Annotated in this window: 19 protein-coding genes; 6 read left to right on the top strand and 13 right to left on the bottom strand. The window is 42.5% G+C overall.

Going from position 1 to position 21,157, the window contains the following annotated elements; translation table 11 throughout:
• Nucleotides 1–248 precede the first annotated feature (248 nt).
• Nucleotides 249–1,601 (top strand): sigma-54-dependent transcriptional regulator, encoded by a 1,353-nt coding sequence (locus Q3A68_RS02735; protein WP_302899487.1) that lies wholly within the window; start codon nucleotides 249–251, stop codon nucleotides 1,599–1,601.
• The gene (locus Q3A68_RS02730; RefSeq protein WP_302899486.1) at nucleotides 1,591–2,940 is read left to right on the top strand and encodes a sensor histidine kinase; all 1,350 of its coding nucleotides are present in this window, start codon (nucleotides 1,591–1,593) and stop codon (nucleotides 2,938–2,940) included. The genes Q3A68_RS02735 and Q3A68_RS02730 overlap by 11 nt, the downstream gene beginning before the upstream one ends.
• Before the next feature lies 1 nt (nucleotide 2,941).
• On the opposite strand, the gene Q3A68_RS02725 is transcribed toward Q3A68_RS02730, so the two are convergent.
• On the bottom strand, nucleotides 2,942–3,382 hold the full coding sequence (locus Q3A68_RS02725) for a nuclear transport factor 2 family protein (protein ID WP_302899485.1): 441 nt from the start codon (nucleotides 3,380–3,382) through the stop codon (nucleotides 2,942–2,944).
• Nucleotides 3,383–3,399: 17 nt separating this feature from the next.
• On the bottom strand, nucleotides 3,400–4,806 hold the full coding sequence (locus Q3A68_RS02720; protein WP_302899484.1) for a DUF4403 family protein: 1,407 nt from the start codon (nucleotides 4,804–4,806) through the stop codon (nucleotides 3,400–3,402).
• A gap of 80 nt (nucleotides 4,807–4,886) precedes the next feature.
• Here Q3A68_RS02720 and Q3A68_RS02715 point away from each other — a divergent pair, with 80 nt between their 5' ends.
• The 3 genes from Q3A68_RS02715 to Q3A68_RS02705 all read left to right on the top strand — a co-directional run bounded on the left by Q3A68_RS02715 (nucleotide 4,887) and on the right by Q3A68_RS02705 (nucleotide 8,032).
• Entirely contained in the window at nucleotides 4,887–5,408 is a 522-nt protein-coding gene (locus Q3A68_RS02715; protein WP_302899483.1) for an NADPH-dependent FMN reductase, read from the top strand.
• Nucleotides 5,409–5,548: 140 nt separating this feature from the next.
• Nucleotides 5,549–7,432, top strand: coding sequence for a molecular chaperone HtpG (gene htpG, locus Q3A68_RS02710; RefSeq protein WP_302899481.1), 1,884 nt, complete (start codon nucleotides 5,549–5,551; stop codon nucleotides 7,430–7,432).
• A 72-nt stretch (nucleotides 7,433–7,504) separates the two neighbouring features.
• The gene (locus tag Q3A68_RS02705) at nucleotides 7,505–8,032 is read left to right on the top strand and encodes a DUF4251 domain-containing protein (protein WP_302899479.1); all 528 of its coding nucleotides are present in this window, start codon (nucleotides 7,505–7,507) and stop codon (nucleotides 8,030–8,032) included.
• Between the two features lie 21 nt (nucleotides 8,033–8,053).
• Here the strand turns inward: Q3A68_RS02705 and eutC are convergent, their stop codons facing one another.
• Genes eutC through eat form a run of 3 tightly spaced genes read right to left on the bottom strand, consistent with a single transcriptional unit; the run spans nucleotide 8,054 to nucleotide 11,553 of the window.
• Complete coding sequence (gene eutC, locus Q3A68_RS02700; RefSeq protein ID WP_302899478.1) at nucleotides 8,054–8,842, bottom strand: ethanolamine ammonia-lyase subunit EutC; 789 nt, start codon at nucleotides 8,840–8,842, stop codon at nucleotides 8,054–8,056.
• The gene (locus Q3A68_RS02695; protein WP_302899477.1) at nucleotides 8,809–10,197 is read right to left on the bottom strand and encodes an ethanolamine ammonia-lyase subunit EutB; all 1,389 of its coding nucleotides are present in this window, start codon (nucleotides 10,195–10,197) and stop codon (nucleotides 8,809–8,811) included. Before Q3A68_RS02695 ends, eutC begins: the two co-directional genes overlap by 34 nt.
• Before the next feature lie 3 nt (nucleotides 10,198–10,200).
• Nucleotides 10,201–11,553 carry an ethanolamine permease gene (gene eat / locus Q3A68_RS02690; RefSeq protein ID WP_302899475.1) on the bottom strand — a complete coding sequence of 451 codons (1,353 nt, stop codon included), beginning with the start codon at nucleotides 11,551–11,553 and terminating at the stop codon, nucleotides 10,201–10,203.
• Between the two features lie 137 nt (nucleotides 11,554–11,690).
• On the opposite strand from eat, the gene Q3A68_RS02685 reads away from it, so the two are divergent.
• On the top strand, nucleotides 11,691–11,969 hold the full coding sequence (locus tag Q3A68_RS02685) for a hypothetical protein (protein WP_302899474.1): 279 nt from the start codon (nucleotides 11,691–11,693) through the stop codon (nucleotides 11,967–11,969).
• Between the two features lie 73 nt (nucleotides 11,970–12,042).
• Here Q3A68_RS02685 and Q3A68_RS02680 read toward each other — a convergent pair whose 3' ends face one another.
• From Q3A68_RS02680 to Q3A68_RS02645, 8 genes are all read right to left on the bottom strand, one after another.
• A complete protein-coding gene (locus Q3A68_RS02680; protein ID WP_302899472.1) occupies nucleotides 12,043–13,011 on the bottom strand; it encodes a beta-ketoacyl-ACP synthase III in 969 nt (322 codons plus the stop codon).
• Nucleotides 13,012–13,119: 108 nt separating this feature from the next.
• Nucleotides 13,120–15,714: an MGH1-like glycoside hydrolase domain-containing protein gene (locus Q3A68_RS02675; RefSeq protein ID WP_302899471.1), complete on the bottom strand. Its 2,595-nt coding sequence runs from the start codon at nucleotides 15,712–15,714 to the stop codon at nucleotides 13,120–13,122.
• Between the two features lie 75 nt (nucleotides 15,715–15,789).
• On the bottom strand, nucleotides 15,790–16,905 hold the full coding sequence (locus Q3A68_RS02670; RefSeq protein WP_368045649.1) for a dipeptidase: 1,116 nt from the start codon (nucleotides 16,903–16,905) through the stop codon (nucleotides 15,790–15,792).
• A 16-nt stretch (nucleotides 16,906–16,921) separates the two neighbouring features.
• The gene (locus tag Q3A68_RS02665; RefSeq protein ID WP_302899470.1) at nucleotides 16,922–18,037 is read right to left on the bottom strand and encodes a D-TA family PLP-dependent enzyme; all 1,116 of its coding nucleotides are present in this window, start codon (nucleotides 18,035–18,037) and stop codon (nucleotides 16,922–16,924) included.
• Between the two features lie 26 nt (nucleotides 18,038–18,063).
• Nucleotides 18,064–18,528: a RidA family protein gene (locus Q3A68_RS02660; RefSeq protein WP_302899469.1), complete on the bottom strand. Its 465-nt coding sequence runs from the start codon at nucleotides 18,526–18,528 to the stop codon at nucleotides 18,064–18,066.
• Between the two features lie 125 nt (nucleotides 18,529–18,653).
• Entirely contained in the window at nucleotides 18,654–19,757 is a 1,104-nt protein-coding gene (locus tag Q3A68_RS02655; protein ID WP_302899468.1) for a hypothetical protein, read from the bottom strand.
• Nucleotides 19,758–19,800: 43 nt separating this feature from the next.
• On the bottom strand, nucleotides 19,801–20,604 hold the full coding sequence (locus Q3A68_RS02650; protein ID WP_302899467.1) for a hypothetical protein: 804 nt from the start codon (nucleotides 20,602–20,604) through the stop codon (nucleotides 19,801–19,803).
• Between the two features lie 7 nt (nucleotides 20,605–20,611).
• Nucleotides 20,612–21,157, bottom strand: a 546-nt coding sequence (locus tag Q3A68_RS02645; protein ID WP_302899466.1) for a vanadium-dependent haloperoxidase, incomplete at its 5' end; no start/stop codon positions are given.

Below are 21,157 nucleotides of genomic sequence, written 5' to 3'. Positions count from 1 at the left end.
CAACCGTACGCTTCTGTTACAGCAAGTGTCCGGTTATGATACAATGCGTTTTGGCGGTTTTAGTCAATAAATCATACTTAATCGTTCATAGTTAACTATTTAGTATCATTAAGCGCCTTTAGCATAAAAATTGTATCTCAGCAGTAAGCATATATAGTGTATAAACACAAGCGCGAGCCATATTTATTTACTAATTTAGAGCTTTATCATAAACGAATTACCATACAACATATAAACAAACAAATACTATGATATTAAAAAAGGCAACCATTTTGGTTGTTGATGATGACATTGATGTATTAACCGCCGTTAAGCTCCTGCTAAAAACCGAAACACAGGAAGTTATCACGGAAAAGAACCCGGAAAACCTGAATTGGTTGCTACAACGAAACCAGGTCGACCTTGTTTTGCTTGATATGAATTTTAACAGTGCTATCAATACCGGGAACGAGGGTATATACTGGCTGAGAAAAATTAAAGAGTGGAAACCCAATGTATGCGTAATTATGATTACCGCTTATGGCGATATTGATTTGGCTGTACGTTCATTAAAAGAAGGTGCCAATGACTTTATTGTTAAGCCATGGCATAACGAAAAGTTGATAAGTACAATAAAGGAACTTCTGGATAAACAGGAAGGTACAAAACCTACAAAGGCAAGCGTAAAATCGGCCGGGAATACCTCTATCCTTGGCGATTCAGAGGTGATGCAAGACATATTTTATAAGGTAAATAAGATTGCACCAACTGATGCTAATATATTGATATTAGGCGAAAACGGCACCGGTAAGGATTTGATGGCAAAAGCTATACATGAACGATCGCTTCGTGCAGATAAGCCGTTTGTTAAGGTCGATGTAGGCGCATTGACCGATACTTTGTTTGAAAGCGAATTATTTGGCCATAAAAAAGGAGCATTTACCGATGCGCGTGAGGATCGGGAAGGCCGGTTTGAGGAAGCACATGGCGGCACGTTGTTCCTGGATGAAATAGGTAACATCAGCCTGCAGCAACAAGCTAAACTATTGACTGTATTACAAAACCGTCAGGTTACCCGCCTGGGCACAAATAAGGCCGTAGATATTGATATCCGCCTGATCTGTGCAACCAACGTACCATTATATGAATTGGCGAACGAGAACCGTTTCCGGAAGGACTTGATCTATCGTATCAATACTGTCGAGATAAACATGCCACCATTACGAAAGCGGAATGAAGATATCGTCCTGTTAGCTAAACATTTTGCCAAGATGTATGCCAACAAGTACTTAAAACCGTCGGTGGATTTTGATGCCGGAGCATTGCAAAAATTGAAACAGTACAATTTCCCGGGCAATGTGCGCGAACTCCAATATACCATAGAACGTGCCGTAATTATGGCAGATGACCATTTGTTAAAACCGGATGATCTGATATTTTCAATACTCGAAACACCTACCGAAAGTGAGGTTGAAGCCGATAATGTACCACTAAGCACATTGGAAAAAAATGCCATTTTGAGGGTGATTGAAAAAAATAACGGCAATATTACCAGGGCCGCCAAAGAGCTGGGGTTGACCCGCACCGCCTTATACCGCAGACTAAGCAAATATGATATTTAAACGTTACGAATGGCGGCTTCTGCTGCGTGTACTAATTTTATTTATAACCCTAACGGGTACAGCTATTATTGCCGTGCAAGGGCAGCTTATATATATGGTTCTTGCTTGTCCGCTGCTGGTATATGAGCTCATTGACATGATCCGTTTTCAGAAAAAGGCGCAGGACGAGGTGAGTCAGTTCGTGGAATCAATACATTACCGCGATTTTTCGCGCCATTTTGATGTGCGGAAGGCACCTACTGAACTTAAACCCCTCAGGAAAGGTTTTAACGAGATCAATTCTACCTTTAAACTCATCAGCCGCGAACGTGAAACCCAGTATCATTACCTGCAAAAAATATTGGAAATTGTCGATACAGGTATTCTTTCCTATGAGTTGGAAACCGGTGAAACAGGTTGGATCAACGAGGCTTTTAAACGGATAATAGGCATCCCGTATGTTAAAACTATTTCTTCACTTGAAAAGAGAGAAGAATCTCTTTATAAGGAGATTATAAATATAAAACCCGGCGAAAGCAAAGTAATTTCTATTACCCGAAACCAACAATTAATTAAGATACTCATCACTGCAAGTTTGCTGCGTAGTGATGATAAGGTATACAAGCTTATAGCTTTCCAGAATGTGAGCGAAGCCCTTGACGAAACAGAATCAAAAGCATGGCAAAAGCTATTGAGCGTAATGACACATGAAATCATGAATTCTGTGGCTCCTATTTCCTCATTGGCCGATACCTTGAAAAACCGCCTGCAATCGCCCGAGATAGTTAACAGTTCAATGGGTGGACAGCTGGAGGATTTGGAATTAGGCATTGATACGATAAAACGCCGCAGTGAGGGCTTGCTCAAGTTCACAGAGAGTTACCGTAACCTGAACAAGATCACCAAGCTTGATTTGAAAAAAATACTGGTGCGTGATCTGTTCGAAAACCTGAGCAGCCTGATGCATCCATCTATGGCAAAAAAGCACATCGAATTGGAAATAGTACTGCGCGACCCCGCCTTAGCTATCGAGGCTGACATCAATCTGATTGAACAGGTAATGATTAACCTGCTTGTAAATGCGGTTGAGGCTGTTAAGGATAAAGAACACCCCCGCATTACCCTTTCAGCTGAAGTTCAGCCAAATAACCGTACAGTAGTTAAGGTAGCTGATAATGGCTCGGGCATACCAACCGATCTGCTCGATAAGATATTTATCCCCTTCTTTAGTACCCGCAAAACAGGTAGCGGCATTGGCTTAAGTCTCTGCAAACAGATCATGCTGCTGCATAAGGGCAATATCCAGGTACAATCTGCCGAAGGTGTGGGCTCAGCGTTTTTATTGGTGTTTGTAAATTAATCTATTTTTTTGCTGCCAAATCCACGGCTCTTTGGGACAACTGTACATTGCCGCCTTGACTTTGCAGGTTAAATTTAAACTTGGTCACTTTGGCGTCATCACCAACTATAGCCAATTCCAGGTCATAGCTGCCCTCAACTGTCCAGCTTTCACCGTCAATAAAATGATCTGCTTTACCAGAAAAATGCGCTTTAGCAATTCCAACTGATTGTTCAATCTCAAATTTAGTTACATAGTGATGTGTGAGGTCAAAGCCGGGAAGAAACCCCTTCCATGCTTTAATAATGTCATTGGAGGATAAAACAGTGGCCGGGCTACCGTTCATGGAATAGTAATCCAACAGCACATCGTTGGCAAATGAAGCTTTTACCTTATTCCAATCGCGCTCATCGGCGCCTTCAAAAATATTGGTAATAGTTTCAATGATCTTTTCTGTATTCATAGGTTTTAAAATTGCAATTACATCACCACTTTCACTTTGATTTGGCCATTTGATAAAGTCCGGACAATCAGCTTCTCTTCAGTTGGGTAAATAGCCTGTATATCCAGATCGCGGATATTCACATCAGTATGAACGCCGTTGCCCATATCGCGGCTCATCTCACTTTGTATCCTTTTTCTGCTATCGGCAATGAAACTCGTGAAATTATAAGTGGCCCGCTGGCGTATCATTTCGGTTATCTTGGCATTGAACATCCATTTAGCAGCTTTTAGCATCCATGCTTTGGTTTGCAGATCAAAGGTCAGATCGGGGAAGGAAAGCTCATGTGTAGTTGAATTATAGGTAGGTGTTCCTACCAAATAGATGGTACCCGTGCTGGAGCCCTTAAAATCGATCTGCATTACAATCTGACTGCCACTACCCCATATTTTGGTATTATCTACAATAAATTGCTTGCCGGCTACATCAGCGCTTTGTCCTACAACCTGCTTGTTCACCAATTTGGTCAGATGATCATAGTTCTCCAGCAAATCCAGATACACATTAAATCCCTTTGCAGGCGCATAGGCGGTCAGGTTGGGCACTGGTTTGGCGGGTGGCGGATTGCTAACTGTAGTTACCACAGGCTTAGCCGATAAACCCACCGAAAAAGTAAGTTGCGAACCACTTAAGCTAAAATTGCTCAAACGCACCGATTCAGGATTAATAGATACATAACCCACGTCGCCTACTTTGGTTTCGCTGGCGATATTTTTCCATATTTGGTCGATAATCGGTTTAATATTATAGGCGGCGATCTTATCATCTACCTGCTTGCCCAAGTCATTCAACGGGCCGCTGATGTATTGAATCAGGCGGTCGGTGACGTCAATATTTCCCATAAAGACATTACAGCGATCGATAGGTCGCGGTGCCGGGTATAATATGGTTTTTGATTTCAGGTGATAGTCGGGCAATACGGCGATGGTCGTTTGGTAAGAAATTTCCATTCTGCGTGGCGGCTCACCACCCATGCCGCATTGTGCCGATACGACCGGAACAACACATTGCGGCCCTGAACCAAACATTGAGGAGCATTTGGCACAGTAAGAAGCATTGAACCCATAACTTCCCACAAATTTCAAGTTCACTATATTATTGCTTCCGGTAATAGTAAAAGGTGTGCGGGTAAATGTATAAAAATAACGTAAGCCTTCGCATGGCTGTTGATTATCGGAATATTTGGTTGGAACCGAGTTTTCAGCCTGAACGAAATAAGTTTTCAAATCGACCGTAACAGGCACATCGATGTTAGAAACAGGCTGAATAAGTTTTGGAACATCCGCTGCAGTTTTTGCCGGAGCTAACGGTTTGGTTGTGGCACACGAATAAAGTAAAAGAGGCAGGATATATACCGCGAGTAGTTGTGTTGGTTTAAGTGTCATATCAGGGGCATAGTAAACTGGCTGTAAAAATAGCAAAGCTTTTAAATTCTGTCTTTAAATATTATTTAGTTTAGCCTGGCATGAAAAACATATTTGCTATATCCGGCAGCTTGCGGGAAGGCTCGTCTAATCATAGCTTATTGCGCTTATTGGGTAAATTGATACCCTCCGGTATAAATTATACTATTTATGGTGGTTTACGGGATATTCCAGCTTTTGATCCTGGATTAGACGATGATACGCCTCCGTCTGCTGTTTCTGATCTCAGAAAGCAATTATCACAAGCTAATGGTATCATTATTTGCACGCCCGAATATGCCTTCGGTGTACCTGGCGCATTAAAAAATGCTTTGGACTGGACGGTGTCTACCGGTTCATTCTGTGGTAAGCCAACGGCGTTAATAACAGCATCCACAGGTGGCGAAAATGCACATGCGGCGATGATCAAAATCCTGGGAGCGATTGATGCCAAATTAGCACCAGAAACGACATTGCTGATACAGTTTGTCCGGTCTAAAATGGATGCTGATAGTAATGTAACTGATGCTGATACAGCTCAAAAACTAGAGGACTTACTTAAAGTATTCATCAATTCAGGATAAAAACCAATCGGCGCAATCCAAGTTAATCAACTATTCAACTCAACTGCGCCCTGCCAATTTGACAATATATTGACTTTGGAACAGGCATTGATGAACAAGCCCTGATAACATAAAACTCATTTCTAAAACTATTATAGACTATGCAAGAAAAAGGAACAATCTCGATCCACACCGAGAACATTTTCCCGATCATTAAAAAGTTCTTATACTCTGACCACGAGATATTTTTGCGCGAGCTGGTATCAAACGCAGTAGACGCTACCCAAAAAATGAAACGCCTTGCCTCGCTCGGTCAATACAAAGGCGAAGTGGGCGACCTGCGTGTCGAAGTGGCATTTGACGAAAAGGCAAAAACCATTACCATATCGGATAACGGTATCGGGATGACTGCCGAAGAGATCAAAAAATACATCAACCAGATCGCTTTCTCCGGCGCTACTGAGTTCATGGAGAAATTTAAAGAGTCAAAAGACGCCAATGAGATCATCGGTCGCTTCGGTTTAGGTTTTTACTCGGCCTTTATGGTGGCTGATAAGGTTGAAATTGAAAGCCTGTCGTACCAGGAAGGCGCTCAACCAGCACACTGGGTATGCGATGGCAGCACTGAGTTTGAACTAAGCGAAGGCAGTTTAACAGAGCGTGGAACAGAAATCACCCTGCACATTAACCAGGACTCAGAGGAGTTCCTGAGCAAATATAAATTGCAGGAAATATTGGATAAATATTGCCGCTTTTTACCCGTACCAATCATTTTTGGAACCAAGACCGAGGATGAACCCGACGGAGAGGACGAAGAAGGTAAACCAAAATACAAACAGGTTGATGTACCGAATGTCATTAATGATACCAACCCAATCTGGACCAAATCGCCAAATGATCTGAAGGATGAGGATTACCTTGAATTCTACAAACAACTATATCCGTTCTCGGAAGAGCCACTGTTCTGGATTCATTTAAATGTCGATTATCCGTTCAACCTGACAGGTGTGCTGTACTTCCCTAAGGTGAAAAATGAGTTTGATTTTCAGCGTAACAAGATCAAATTATTCTCGCGCCAGGTATTTATTACCGACGAGGTGAAAGACATTGTGCCTGAATTCCTGATGCTGCTTCATGGTGTGATCGATTCACCGGATATTCCTCTGAACGTATCACGCAGTTTCTTACAGGCTGATAGTAATGTCAAGAAGATCAATACATATATCACCAAGAAGGTAGCCGATAAACTGGCAGAGTTGTTCAAAAACGACCGTAAAGGTTACGAAGAAAAATGGCCTGATATCGGCTTGTTTGTAAAATACGGGATGGTAAGCGAGGATAAATTCTATGATAAAGCAAAAGAGTTTGCCCTGCTGACCAACACCGAAAAACAAAACTTCACCCTTGAGGAATACAAGGAAAAAGTAGCTGCTGAGCAAACCGATAAGAATGGTCAGCTGGTGTATATTTACACTAATGACCCAGAAAAACAGGATGCATTTATTCAGTCGGCCACTAAAAAGGGTTACGACGTATTGGTGATGAACTCACCTATCGACAACCATTTCGTCAGCAGCCTGGAACAAAAACTGGAGAAGACCCAGCTAAAACGAGTTGACTCAGATGTAGCAGATAAACTGATCAGTAAAGAAGATGCACCCGCGCATATTTTGACTGAGGAAGAGTCAGCTAAAGTGAAAACTATCTTCGAAAAAGCGATCAACCGTCCGGCCTACAGAGTTGAATTGGAAAGCCTTAATCCGGAGGAGTTACCTGTAACTGTGACTATGGACGAATTTATGCGCCGTATGAAAGAAATGGCTGCAATGGGCGGCGGTATGGGCTTCTATGGCAGCATGCCTGATAACTATAAAGTAGTGATCAATGCTAATCACAAACTAATCACCCGTATTCTACAGGATGAGAACGAACAGGAACAATCTCAGTTAGCCCGCCAGGCTTTTGATCTGGCATTGTTATCACAGGGCTTACTGACAGGGGCTGACCTTACCGAGTTTGTAAATCGTAGCGTGAATTTGATATAATCGCAATTCAAATTATTAGGAGAGCCCCGGATTTTTCGGGGCTTTTTTATTAAATAAAGTTTAGGTAACTTTATGGAATCTCCCCTGATTACGCATCCTATCGACATCATGAAGACTTTAAAGAATCTATGCATCCTGCTGCTAATAGTTAGCGCCGGGTTAAATACTGCATTTGCACAAAACAACAGAAAAGATAAAAAAGCTGAAAAAGAAGCTACAACAAAGAGGCTCGTAGATGGCCGTCATTATACTTTTTTGGCCACGTATATGTTGCCGCTCCGAGGCGGTGGTAAGGCACTTACTGACACCTATTATGAATTAAACGTGCGTAAGGATAGTGTGATTGCTTTTCTTCCTTATTATGGCCGGGCTTACTTTGACGTACCTTACAACGGTGATGGGGGCATGAAATTTACTTCGACTAAATTCACCTATGATATAAAAGACAAGAAAAAAAGCGGATGGATGATTACCATAAAGCCGGCGGATGTAAGGAACATTGAATACCTGATATTGAATATTTCATCAGACGGATATGCCTCACTATCAATAACGAGTGTCAACCGGGATTTTATTTCTTATGATGGTTATTTAAAGTAGGATCTCAGGTTAAGTTGAATTCTAACTATCTAAAAGACCCGTGTTGTCTTTCAACACTACGCCTGATAATTTGCGCTTAAAAGCTTCCTGTATGAGGTAGAATATCTTTTTAGAAGCCATTTTAAATGTTAGGCCATGAGGCCGGATATTAGAAATACAGTTGCGCGACTCGTCCGTTAAACCAACTTTGGGATTGTAGGTAAGATAAACTCCCATGCTATCAGCGGAGCTCAGACCGGGCCGCTCGCCGATCAGAATAATAGCCAACCTGGAGTTAAGATCCGCACCAATGTGATCTGCAATAGCAACCCTCCCTTGTTTCACTAAGCACAGGGGCGCAAGTTTAAATCCGGAGGCTTGTAACTGCGGAATCAATATTTTAAGCAGGCCAATTGTATTGTGATTAACCGCCGTTGCCGACAACCCATCGGCTATAATAATTGTAATATCCGTTTTGTCATGTGAATAATATCTTAGCGTACTAACGGACGCTTCATCTAATTGACGCCCAAGATCAGGGCGCTGAAGATATTGCTCACGATAAGCCGCTTTACTGTGCAATACTAAAACAAGGAGTTCAAACTGTTTTAAATCAGCTGACAATTTATCGATATCCAATTCCGAATAAACAGCGTCGCGTGCATGCGCGTGGGCTAATTTTAACTCCAGTGACTGACTGATTGGAATACTGGCGCCTGTCCGCCCTATACCTATGCGGGCAGCGGTAAACTGTCTTAGACCATGTAAAAGTTCATCATGAGATATCTCCCTATCCTTTATCTCGTCCATATTCCCTTCATTTCGTTCCATAAACGTGGATTGGTGTGATTTATTAACATCCCATTGCTATCCAAAATACCTTGTTTAATCAGCCATTGCTCAAATTCGGGCGCGGGTCTTAATCCAAGCGCATTTCTGATGTACAAAGCATCATGAAACGAGGTTGACTGATAATTCAGCATAATATCATCTGAGCCGGGCACTCCCATTATAAAATTACAACCAGCAACGCCAAGCAATGTCAACAGGTTATCCATATCATCCTGATCAGCTTCGGCGTGATTGGTATAACAAATGTCCACTCCCATAGGCAAGCCGAGTAATTTTCCGCAGAAGTGATCCTCCAAAGCTGCACGGATGATCTGTTTACCATCATATAAATATTCAGGCCCGATAAAACCTACCACCGTGTTTACAAGCAGTGGATTATATTTCCTTGCTACTGCATAAGCCCTTGCTTCACAAGTCTGTTGGTCGACGCCGTGATGCGCATTGGCCGATAACTCACTACCCTGCCCTGTTTCAAAATACATCACATTGTTTCCTACCGTTCCGCGGTTAAGTGATAATGTTGCCTCATAGGCCTGGTCAAGCAAAGCCAGACTGATACCAAAACTGGAATTGCTTTTCTCTGTACCGCCTATCGACTGAAAGCAAAGATCGACCGGGGCTCCTTGTCTTACCAACTCAAGCGTAGTGGTAACATGAGACAACACACAGCTCTGGGTTGGAATATCGAATTGCTGGCGAAGCGTGTCCATTAGTAATAAAAGGTTATTCACTTCTGCCGGGCTGTCCGTAGCCGGATTGATGCCGATAACAGCGTCTCCGCTACCGTATAACAGACCGTCGATCATGCTGGCAGCAATTCCTTTTGGATCGTCTGTTGGATGATTGGGTTGCAAGCGTGTTGAGAAATGCCCCTTTAATCCAATCGTATTTCTGAACCTGGTAACCACCTCACATTTCTTTGCAACAGCAATCAGATCCTGGTTACGCATCAGTTTCGATACAGCCGCAGCCATTTCTGGTGTAATACCCGGTGCAAGATCCTGTAATGTTTTCGTATCCGTTTCATCCCTCAAAAGCCAATCTCTTAACTCGCCAACAGTTAAACTATTTATTAAATTAAAAGCCGTTATATCATGATTATCAATTATTAATCTTGTTATTTCGTCGTGTTCGTACGGGATAATTGCTTCGCTCAGAAAAGCTTTTAAAGGAACGTCGGATAATGCAATCTGGGCAGCTACCCGTTCTTCATAACTTTCGGCAGCAATGCCGGCCAATACATCTCCTGATCGATGAGGGGATGCCTTTGCCAGCAGCGTTTTCAGGTCGTTAAACCTGTAAGTCTTTCTGCCGATGGTATGATGATATGACATAGTTTATTCTGTTTCGGCTAATACAGCAGCTTTTTCAAGTAATACATCATCCATTATCTTCACCCTATGCTTACCCATCAGCATAAATATCAGAACAGCAACACCAAGGCCTCCTAAAAAAATCAGACTAAGTAACCAGTTGTAATAGATAATCGCAACCAGGCACAGTCCTGACAGTACCAGGGCAATAGCCGGAAAATATGGATAAAACGGAGAAGCAAATGGTCTTTCAAGATCAGGCTCCTTTTTTCGCAGTACAAATAAACTGATCATGCTCAACATATACATCAGCACAGCTCCCATCACCGATAAGATGATGATCTGTGCAGTAGTTCCGGTATACAAGGCAATAAAACTGATCAGTCCTCCGGCGAGGATTGCCCAATGAGGCGTTTTAAACCGGTGATTCACCGATGCCAGAAAACTAGGCAAATAAGTACTACGCGCCATAGCGTATACCTGGCGGGAAGACGCCAGTATGGTGCCATGAAAAGACGCAATCAGCCCAAATAAACCAATGCTGGCAAATATTTTTGTCAATCCATTTGATTTGCCTAATACGATACTTATTGCCTCGGGCAACGGATAATCCAGGTTACTTAGTTTACGCCAGTCGGTTATCCCTCCAGTCAGGATCATCACCCCTAGGGCCAAAAACATCAGGGTACCAATCCCGTAAAGATATCCTTTGGGAATATTGCGTTTGGGTTCCTGCACTTCTTCTGCCACCATGGCCACACCTTCTATCGCTAAATAAAACCACACAGCAAAAGGTAATGCTGCGAATATTCCGCTCACACCAAATGGCATAGGGTGGCTCAAATAATTACCCATTTTAAAGTGTGGCGAAATAATCCCCATAAAAAGCAACAACTCAGCTACTGCCAACAGGGTGATAAATACTGAAAATGTTGCAGATTCTTTTACTCCCCATACATTGATAGCCATAAACAGCAGATTAAATACTATGGCCGATTGCAATACCGAAACAGGGGGGTATAAAAAATGAAGATAACTTCCTAAAGCAAAGGCGATGGCAGGCGTGGCAAATAAAAAATCGATGAGTGTTGCATAACCTGCTATCAGCCCGGCTATTGGCCCCATAGCGCGGTATGCGTAGGCAAATGCACCACCAGCATGGGGAATAGCCGTAGTCAATTCGGTATAGCTAAAAATGAAAGTAACATACATTATGGTCACTACCAGTGTTGCGATAAGAAAACCGATGGTGCCAGCAACGCCCCAGCCTAAATTCCACCCGAAATATTCGCCGGAGATAACCAGGCCAACAGCTATGGCCCATAAATGAACCGGTTTTAAAACTTTTTTAAGATGTTCTTTTCTATTATCCGTCATTACGGCTTAAAATACTCAATGCGGCTGTTAAATCAAAATTAACTTGGATTATCAAATTATTAAGGTCAGCGTGAGTTATTAAACCTTTTGACTATAGAATTGTTGTAACAAGAGTTAACTATAAGAGGAATAACAATATGTTAGTCATTGAGATTAGTTCGGATGGCCGGTCACCGATCACGCTTGCCGAACTGAATAAATATGATATCCCGACACCTCCCGACGGATTCGATTCAGAGATCAATAATGATGTCATTATGAAATTTGAAGACGAACAGGAAGCGATTGATTATTCGTATGAATTAGACAGCTATGCCAATACGATTGATAATAAATCAGAGGAGTATCGAATCATTACAGAAATCGTCAAAGCGATCAGTGAGGATGAGTTTATTCAAAACTATATACAGGATTGACTGTATAATGGTGATTAGTTAATCAGTAACCAGTTATCAGGAGTAAAATACTAATGACTAAGACTAATGACAATCACACTTCGACGATCACACCTGCATAAGTTAAGCCACCGCCAAAGCCAAGCAGCAGCATTTTATTGCCCTTCTTTATTTTACCGGATTTTGCTGCCAGGTCCCACGCCAATGGTATTGAGGCTGACGATGTGTTTCCATATAACTCAATACTGGTCAGCATTTTGTCCATCGGAACATTAAGTTCTTGTGCAACCGCTTCAATGATCCTCAAATTGGCGCTATGCAATATGACCCAGTCCAGGTCCTCCAATTTTAACGCATTCTTAGACAGCAATTCACCTACTTTATTGGTAATAGTTTGAATAGCCCACTTAAACACAACTTTACCATTTTGGTGGATTTTTCCGTTAGGAACAATTTCTTCCCCGTTGACTACAGAAGCATGCTGCGACAGGTAAAGATCCTTACCATGACTACCATCTGTACCAGTAATCGTATTATATATCTTTGATTTTTCTGACGCTTCAACCAGCGCCACTCCTGCGCCATCGCCAAATAATATACAGGAGGTACGATCATTAAAGTCGGTGAATTTTGACAGCGTTTCGGCGCCAAACACCAATACTTTTTTATGAGTCCCTGCAGCAATCAAACCTTTCGCCAAAATAATACCATAAACAAAGCCTGCACAGGCCGCCATAATATCAAGGCAACCGGCATCCTGTATATTTAAAGCATTCTGTATTTGACTAGCCATGCTGGGCATCACCTGATCGGCAGTAGTGGTGCCCACAATAATGAAATCAACACCTTCGGTAGTAACTCCCGGATTTTCAGCTATCAGATTTTTAACTGCTTTAACACATATATCGCTGGTATATTCGTCCGGTTCGGTGAACCTCCGTTCTCTGATGCCGGTTCTCGAAATGATCCATTCGTTATTTGTTTCGATCTTATCGGCAAACCAATCATTAGTGATAACCTGTGATGGTGCATATACACCTATAGCTGTAATTTGAGAATTCATTATTAGAGTTTATATTTTATACTAAAGTACAATTTAGTAAATATTATAATTTCAAAGCAAAGATTATCCAAAACAATCTTTTTAATCTTCAAAACACCTGTTATAACCTTAAAGGAGACAATTGGCAATTAATCCGGTCCAACCTGTTTGATGTGATGCACCTGCTCCGCGGCCGTTATCACCATCAAAATATTCGTAAAACAATATGTAGTCTTTAAACTCAGGATCAAACTGCATCTTATCATAATGACCGAATACCGCCCGTTTGCCATTTTCATCACGCAGGAATATTTTGAGCAAACGATAGTATAAATGATCAGCAACCTCTTTCAGGTTCATAAAAACACCGGAGTTCGTCGGACACTCTACTTTATAATCATCACCATAGTACTGATAAAAGCGATGCAGACTATCAATGATCAAGTAGTTGATAGGTACCCAAACCGGTCCGCGCCAGTTACTATTACCACCGAACAGGCCACTATCGCTCTCTGCAGGAAGATATTTAACGCTAAACTCATGCCCATCAATCTTTACACGGTACGGATTATTCAGGTGATATTTTGATACCGAACGTATACCATATGGACTCAGAAACTCATCCTCATCCAGCATATACCTGAGCAACGACTTCATTCGATACCCGCGAAGCAAACTGAGCAAATGCTTTCCTTGTGGATTTTTCTCATTCCAGCGCGACACCAATGCAGCAAGATCAGGACGGTTATCTGTAAACCACTTCATCCTGTCTTTGAATATCGGGCTGTCAGTTATCTCCTTATCATCCAATACTTCCGTTGCAAAAAGGGGGATTAATCCGACAATACTCCTGATTTTCATTTTTTGCACGCTGTTATCAGGCGATTTAAGTTGATCATAGAAAAAGTCATCCTCCTCATCCCACAAACCCTCGTTGTCTTGCCCCAGATTTGACATGGCACCAACGATATAAATGAAGTGCTCGAAAAATTTAGATGCTATATCTGCATAAGCACTGTTATTAGCTGTCAACTCCGATGCAATGCGAAGCAGATTAAGCGAATACATTGCCATCCAACTGGTGCCATCAGCCTGCTCAAGATATTGTCCATCTGCTAAACGGGCATTCCTGTCAAACACCCCGATGTTGTCCAGTCCTAAGAACCCTCCTTCAAAAATATTATTACCCTGTGCATCCTTACGATTTACCCACCATGTAAAGTTGAGCATCAGTTTATGAAATATCCGCTCCAGGAAACGTAAATCACCGTTTCCGCCATTGGCTTGCTTATCCTGCTTATAAATCGTCCAGGTGACCATGGCATGCACCGGCGGGTTTGCGTCGCCAAAGTCCCACTCATAGGCGGGCAACTGACCGTTTGGATGCATATACCAATCGCGGGTCAATAACAATAGCTGTCTCTTAGCGAAAACCATGTCCACATTGGCTAAGGCGAGACAATGAAAAGCCAAATCCCATGAGGCAAACCACGGATACTCCCATTTATCGGGCATAGATATAATTGCACGGGTATTCAGGTGCTGCCATTTATTATTCCTTCCATTCAACCGTTCGGCAGGTGGTTTAGGTTCATTGGGATCACCATTTAACCAATTGTGAATATCGTAGTGATAATATTGTTTGCTCCATAACATGCCGGCAAATGCCTGGCGTTGTATCATCCCGTGATCGGTATCGCTTGAATGTTGTTGAAGTGTGTTGTAAAATTCATCAGCTTCGGCAATTCTTGCATGGAATACTTTATCAAAATCATCAAAAGAATTCTTTGCATCCTGTGTCAACCTTAGCCGTATTGTAACGCTCTGTTTAGCTGGAATTGTTATATCATAATTTACAGATGCTTTCGTACCCTCATTCTTCAGGTTGACGGTATTAGCGTCATGAATCAGATAATCGTTTATGCCGTCTTTATAGAACTCCTTGCCATCATTGTAATTGTATAAACGGCTGGTATTGGTTTCATTATCACAAAACAAGAATTCAGGCGCGCCTTCTGCTTTTAACCAATATTGCCCTAAATCTTTATGATATATATCCATTACACCCGGCGAGTCCTGAGCCAGCCGTGGTGTATAGTCATCATATCCCCAATCCCAGGTATTACGAAACCAGATAGTGGGCAATACATGCAATGAGGCTTCAGCATCGCCACGATTATGAACAGCGATCCTGATATAAATTTCTCCCGGTGCACCTTTGGCATATTCAGTAAAGACATCAAAATACTTATCCTCATTAAATATACCCGTATCAACCAGTTCAAACTCCGGATCGTTCCTTGTACGTCGTTTATTCTCATTAATCAGCCACGTATATGGATACTCCTGCTGCGGATATTTGTACAGCATTTTCATATAGGAGTGCGTAGGGGTGCTATCCAGATAATAGTATAACTCTTTTACATCTTCACCATGATTTCCCTCGGGGTTGCTTAAGCCGAAATAACGCTCTTTGATGATTGGATCTTTCTTATTCCACAAAGCAAGTGAGAAACATAATAATTGTAAATCATCACAGATACCAGCTATACCCTCTTCATTCCAGCGGTAGGCCTTGCTCCGCGCCATATCGTGAGTAACATAATTCCATGCGTCACCATTAGCACTATAATCTTCCCTTACAGTTCCCCATTGGCGATCGCTTACATAGGGCCCCCATTGTTTCCAGTCATTATCCTGCAACCGTGTTTGCTCTGCGTTCATAGATTTATAAAGGGTTACACCTGCAAATAACGTGAAGTTTCAGATCAAATCAACATATAGTCATCTGAAATAAGATCAGGCCCATGCATTACGTATAAAACGAAGCCAGTTACCATGCATCATATTTTCAATATCCTGTTCAGTATATCCCCGTTTAGTTAAAAGCGCAGGTACTTTTTGCAGATCGGCAATTGTTTCCAGATCATACGGGCATTGTTCTTTTCCAAATGCGCCATCCAAATCAGTGCCCATACCAACGTGTAATGAGTTGCCGGCAATCTGGCATATATGATCGATGTGATCAATCATTACCTCCATACTGCATTTCATTTCCTTTGGTGTCGATACACCCCTGACCCATCCGGGCACCATCATCCAGGCATCCAGGGCCGCTCCTATCACTGCTCGGCGATCAATCAGCGCACGGATCATTTCGTCACTGTATTGCCGGTTATGATTAACCAAAGCACGGCAGTTATTATGACTAGCCCAAACATGGCCGTTAAAATTGTCTAATGCCTGCCAAAAAGCATCGTCACAGAGATGTGTCGCATCCAATATAATCCCTAATCGTTCAATCTCTTTTAGTAATTCAAGACCCACTTTTCCCATCTTTCCGCTGGCATCTGTTCCATTGGCATATCTGCCAGGGCCATAATGTGCCGGACCTATTGCTCGCAAACCATATCGATAAGCTCTTTCCAGATGTTTTATAGTGACAATAGAATCAGCTCCTTCCAAACTTAAAATATAACCAACAGGCTTATTGGGGGTCGATATTGCATATTTCCACAGTTCAATATGTTTTTCAAGGCTCTCCAGATCGGTTATTTGCACCATCTCCCCATCCTCTTCCATAGCCTTGTACCAGGCCAATTGCCCCTGTGTTTGTGCCCAGGCCTGTTCAGGCGAATGCCAGCCAGGAAGCGAGTTATCAGGCGCTACGTATCGCCCAATTTGTGTAGCCACTACTAAACCGATCTCTCCCCTTCTCAAGTCAGGCAATGACACAACACCCTTTGCACGGTCGGGTTTATCGGTTAGTCCTTTTTCACGTTCATTTATTTCTGAAATGGGGCGCCGCAGGTCGCGGTTCCATTCCAGGGCATTCATACTTAAATCAAGGTGGGCATCTATGGTGAACATGGTTATTGTATTGGTTAGATTGGTTGGTATAGAGACGCGATGCATCGCGTCTCTACCTGAATTAAATAGTAATTTTTCTGTCGCGGGCAATATTGCGCCACTCCCCGCTTATCTGGTTATTTTCAATGGTTATCGCCCGTTCATATAAAGCAATTGTCGGGCATATATGATATGGTAATCCATACAACACGTCCCCAACGTTATATCTGTGATCTTTTCCTGCATCCACCACCAAATGTTCCTCACTCTGGCCAACAAAAGTCAGTTCCGGAGCATTGAGAAAAAATATCCTCTTGATCAGTTCATTTTCTGCAGATATGGACTTATGACCTACGTCAAGGCAAAGCTTGGTTTCATCTGGCAATGAAATTACCCTTGATAGCACAAGCGCTGCAGTTAAAAATGGTTGTTCTTCACAGTTCATGCTATAGCCTCTATCCCAATATATAAAAGTGCCCGGGCTACATTCAACAACGCCTCGCGCAGCATAAACGGGGAATGTAGGTGATCCTCCTGCAATGATAACAGGCTCAGGATAATTTTTCTTTTTGAAGTCTCTTTGTAATTGTTCTACCTTAGCAAAAACTTCATCGGCCCGTTCTTTTCGCACCGTCAGTTCTTTGTCGTGAATATGTCCATCATAGGCATGCAAACCCATCAGTTTAATACCCTGTAGTGTATTGCAATGTCCATAAAGCGCTAATGCACCGTCATCCGGCTTTATACCGGTGCGATTCATACCTACATTCAAATCAATATAAACAGGGATGACTACATCATCCTCAAGTGCAACTTCTGATATCTGTTCCGCGGCAGCCATGTTATCCACAAGACATGAGAATTGAGTCGCAGCGTAGGACTTTATCAATTTAACAAAACGTTCCAGTTTGGGGCCGATGGGCTGATAAGCCAGCAGAACGTCAGGTGCTTCGCTCATCCCCAGCATTTCAGCTTCGGCAATAGTGGCACATTTGAATTTGCTGATACCTGCCTCCAGCATTAGTAGTGCCGCATCCTTACATTTGTGGGTTTTTACATGAGGGCGTAGGCGCGACACATCATCTATCATTCCCTTCAAGATATTGATATTTTCTTTTACCCTCCCCGAATAGATCACCAGGGCAGGAGTGTCTAATTTTTCAATATCATTAATTACATACCAATTCTGATCGGTCATTTCTCTCGGTCTTACGAATTTCTGGCTTACACTAATTCGAACAAAGCCTCTATCTCAACCGGGATATTATCAGGCAATGAGCCCATACCCACTGCACTGCGAACACCGATACCATTATCCTCACCCCAAACATTAGCAAACAACTCACTGCATCCGTTTATGATAAAAGGATGCTTTTCAAAGTCAGGGGTACAGTTTACCATTCCCAATACTTTGATCACGCGCTTTACTTTATCCAGGCTACCCAGATTTGTTTTTATGGTTGATAAAATAGCTAACCCAACCTGGCGTGCCGCCAGCTTGCCGTCTTCGGCTGTCATGGTTTCGCCAATGCGGCCTATGATCAGTGTCTTGTCCTCTTTCACGGTTCCGTGTCCTGATACATACAAGTATTTTCCATCAATTAAGTAAGGCTTGTAAACACCTAACGGCTGAGGTGCAGGGGGCAAATTAAGTCCCAACGCTGCAAAATTTTGTTCGGGAGTATTCATTTTATAAAACTATAAAGTTTTGGTGATACACGGAATTTATATTTAAAATCTGAGAATTTGATAACAAAAAAGCCGGGGATCTCACACCCGGCTCTCAACTAATCAACCAGTAAATATTTGCTCAACTAAAATCTTACTGTAAGTCCTATGTTAACAACGTAATCTGCAAATGCAGCATCGCCGTGGGCCACTGCACCAGTTGTTGACGCATTGCTAGCAGTTGTCCTTAAATCAGGTACACTTTGCGTACGGTCGCGGATAATAGCAATCGGGAAAAACCCGTATATCGCAATATTTTTAAAACGATAAGTTACTCCAGGCTCACCAGAGAAGATGCGGCCTGGTCTTCTGAAGCCATCGCTGCTACCAAATAGGTCACGAACCGGTAATACATCATAACGTACGCCGCCGGAAAGATCAAAATGACCGACAGCAAAGCTAGCACCACCTCTGAACAATTCCTGATCAGGTACACTTTCTATATCTCCTGTTGCAGCAACAACTTTCGGATCTTGAGTTCCGGCAGACCGTGGTGTTCCATTAACATCTCGCGGATTAGCCAAATAGAAGTAGTTTGCGTAAAGACCAAACTTATGGGTAAAGTTATAATAGGCATTCAGTTCGAGACTGACACCTGTACCACCATCTCCTAATTGAATAGATTGATCCACAGGGCCTAAAGATTTTGAGCCATCTGCCTGCAAGAAATAGTCTTGCAAATTGTAAGCGCCTGTTGCGAATTTGGCGCCCAAACCCACCTGGATATTGCCTCTGTGCACTTTGGCAGGATTTAATAACCAATAATATCCTGTTACCCGGATATCACCCAAACCAAATGTGTGCGTGCTAAATCTGGTTCCATTTCCCTTTTGCACTTGTGAGCGGCTGTTATCTGCATATGGAATATCCAGTGCCAATGACCAGCGGTCGTTAAATATTCTTGTAAATCCAAAATCCTGGGTAACTACTTTGTTGATAACGTTGTTGTGCATAACATCAATACGTTGATATTGCTCCGCCTTTCCCACAAAGTGTCTGAAAGATTTATAATAACGGGTATTACTGTTAAAAAGCCACGCTCCACTTTTAACTGAGCTATCGGGATGCGAATCCATAGTGCATAAACCACCTGTACTACGTATGGCTACGCAGCCTTGTGCGAAAACATTTGTGTGACTGACTAATAATAAGAAACAAGCAATAAGGGGTAATTTGTAGATTTTTCTCATGTTTTTGTTTGAAGATCAAGATTGATTTTTGTTTGTTGATGATTTAGTTAATTGATATTGTGTTTAAAGTTTGTTGTGATTTAAGAGATTGCTGTGGTAATATGAGCCAAAGGGCCAGGATTGCGCCATAACTACCCCCTCGCTCTATCCACTCAAATGCCTCCCAATGCGGGTAGAATAACTCCGTCCCAATTTTCCATACCAGAAGGATTAAAAGTACCGGGCGAATAGGTTTGATCAACACACTTAATGCAGCCAGAATTTCGAATACTCCAATAATATGAGCTACTTGTATGGGATTGGAAAAACCTAATGATGTATACTGACTAAGCAAGCTTTTCTTTTCTGCCAGGTTGAGCCAGCCATGACCAGCCAAAAGCAGGAACACCACCACCCTTAGGCACGTTGTAGCTAAGGCCAGCGTTTTTTCAGTGATGAGCGTATCGGGGCTAATACCGATAAACCAGGTTTTGATCCTTTTACTTCCAAATCCGGATAAGATTAATAAAGCTAATGGAGCACCATAATTACCCGCACGTTCAATCGTTTCAGCAAAATGTTCGCCTGATAGTGGCCGGCATAATGCTGTTATGAAACCCCATACAATTAGCCATAAAAGAATTGCCCTGGTGGGATAAAACAACAAGGAAATTCCCATTAAAATATCAAGCATTCCAACAAACGGCATCAGGTTAAAAGCCATATCATGGCCGATGCCAAACACTGCAAAATAATTAGCCCATATTGGTTTTGTAATGATACCAAAAGCACCATGCCCAATAAAGCACATCACTGAGGCAAAACGAAGTGTATAATGTAGTTTAGTATTCAACAATAATTTTTCCACTACGATATTATTTAGTGAGTTTTAGTTTTTGCCAGATGTATTCGCCTACCTGTTTGCCCTGCTCTGCTCCCATCAGCGAGCTGTTTTTGTAATGTATCCCTCCATAAAACCGGCTCATGGCCGTCTCGGCTGCTGCCTTGTTGAAGGAATCGAAATGCCGTTGTAAGCCGATGTATTTCCGGTCACTGGTATCCTGGAAAGCATAGTTCTCCCCAAATACATGTGTCAGCACTGTGGCCGAGGCTGCACTGATCGTACTGTGCCCTGCCGTATATTCCGGGAATGGCGGCGTTTGCAGCAGTGGCAGCCAGTTATGATCGATCTTCTCATTGATCACCGATACCGGACGCTCGTAGGCATATTTGTATTTCACTCCCCAGCAGGTGATAAACGATTCAAACAGGGCTACTGAGGTCAGGGCATAGGCCTGTGCTGTTTTCACTGCATCCGCATGGCTTTGCTTGCAGGCGATCGATGTGATCCCTATCCAGTGTCCCCCCGGGGTGATCTTCTTATCGGCAAACATCATATGTCCGTTATGTACCACCACAAA

Origin of the sequence: Mucilaginibacter tolerans, from assembly GCF_030519375.1 — a bacterium.
Classification (GTDB): domain Bacteria; phylum Bacteroidota; class Bacteroidia; order Sphingobacteriales; family Sphingobacteriaceae; genus Mucilaginibacter.
Note: the sequence above shows the minus strand (reverse complement) of the source record. Positions and strands in the feature narration are given on the sequence as shown.

What these genes read in the sequence shown, in the direction of transcription:
- htpG (WP_302899481.1), top strand. Translation starts at nt 5,549, where the DNA reads ATGCAAGAAAAAGGAACAATCTCGATCCACACCGAGAACATTTTCCCG.
- Q3A68_RS02665 (WP_302899470.1), bottom strand. Translation starts at nt 18,037, where the DNA reads ATGACCGATCAGAATTGGTATGTAATTAATGATATTGAAAAATTAGAC.
- Q3A68_RS02705 (WP_302899479.1), top strand. Translation starts at nt 7,505, where the DNA reads ATGGAATCTCCCCTGATTACGCATCCTATCGACATCATGAAGACTTTA.
- Q3A68_RS02685 (WP_302899474.1), top strand. Translation starts at nt 11,691, where the DNA reads ATGTTAGTCATTGAGATTAGTTCGGATGGCCGGTCACCGATCACGCTT.
- Q3A68_RS02655 (WP_302899468.1), bottom strand. Translation starts at nt 19,757, where the DNA reads ATGAGAAAAATCTACAAATTACCCCTTATTGCTTGTTTCTTATTATTA.
- eutC (WP_302899478.1), bottom strand. Translation starts at nt 8,842, where the DNA reads ATGGAACGAAATGAAGGGAATATGGACGAGATAAAGGATAGGGAGATA.
- Q3A68_RS02725 (WP_302899485.1), bottom strand. Translation starts at nt 3,382, where the DNA reads ATGAATACAGAAAAGATCATTGAAACTATTACCAATATTTTTGAAGGC.
- Q3A68_RS02660 (WP_302899469.1), bottom strand. Translation starts at nt 18,528, where the DNA reads ATGAATACTCCCGAACAAAATTTTGCAGCGTTGGGACTTAATTTGCCC.
- Q3A68_RS02720 (WP_302899484.1), bottom strand. Translation starts at nt 4,806, where the DNA reads ATGACACTTAAACCAACACAACTACTCGCGGTATATATCCTGCCTCTT.
- Q3A68_RS02730 (WP_302899486.1), top strand. Translation starts at nt 1,591, where the DNA reads ATGATATTTAAACGTTACGAATGGCGGCTTCTGCTGCGTGTACTAATT.
- Q3A68_RS02670 (WP_368045649.1), bottom strand. Translation starts at nt 16,905, where the DNA reads ATGCATCGCGTCTCTATACCAACCAATCTAACCAATACAATAACCATG.
- Q3A68_RS02675 (WP_302899471.1), bottom strand. Translation starts at nt 15,714, where the DNA reads ATGAACGCAGAGCAAACACGGTTGCAGGATAATGACTGGAAACAATGG.
- Q3A68_RS02680 (WP_302899472.1), bottom strand. Translation starts at nt 13,011, where the DNA reads ATGAATTCTCAAATTACAGCTATAGGTGTATATGCACCATCACAGGTT.
- Q3A68_RS02735 (WP_302899487.1), top strand. Translation starts at nt 249, where the DNA reads ATGATATTAAAAAAGGCAACCATTTTGGTTGTTGATGATGACATTGAT.
- Q3A68_RS02695 (WP_302899477.1), bottom strand. Translation starts at nt 10,197, where the DNA reads ATGTCATATCATCATACCATCGGCAGAAAGACTTACAGGTTTAACGAC.
- eat (WP_302899475.1), bottom strand. Translation starts at nt 11,553, where the DNA reads ATGACGGATAATAGAAAAGAACATCTTAAAAAAGTTTTAAAACCGGTT.
- Q3A68_RS02715 (WP_302899483.1), top strand. Translation starts at nt 4,887, where the DNA reads ATGAAAAACATATTTGCTATATCCGGCAGCTTGCGGGAAGGCTCGTCT.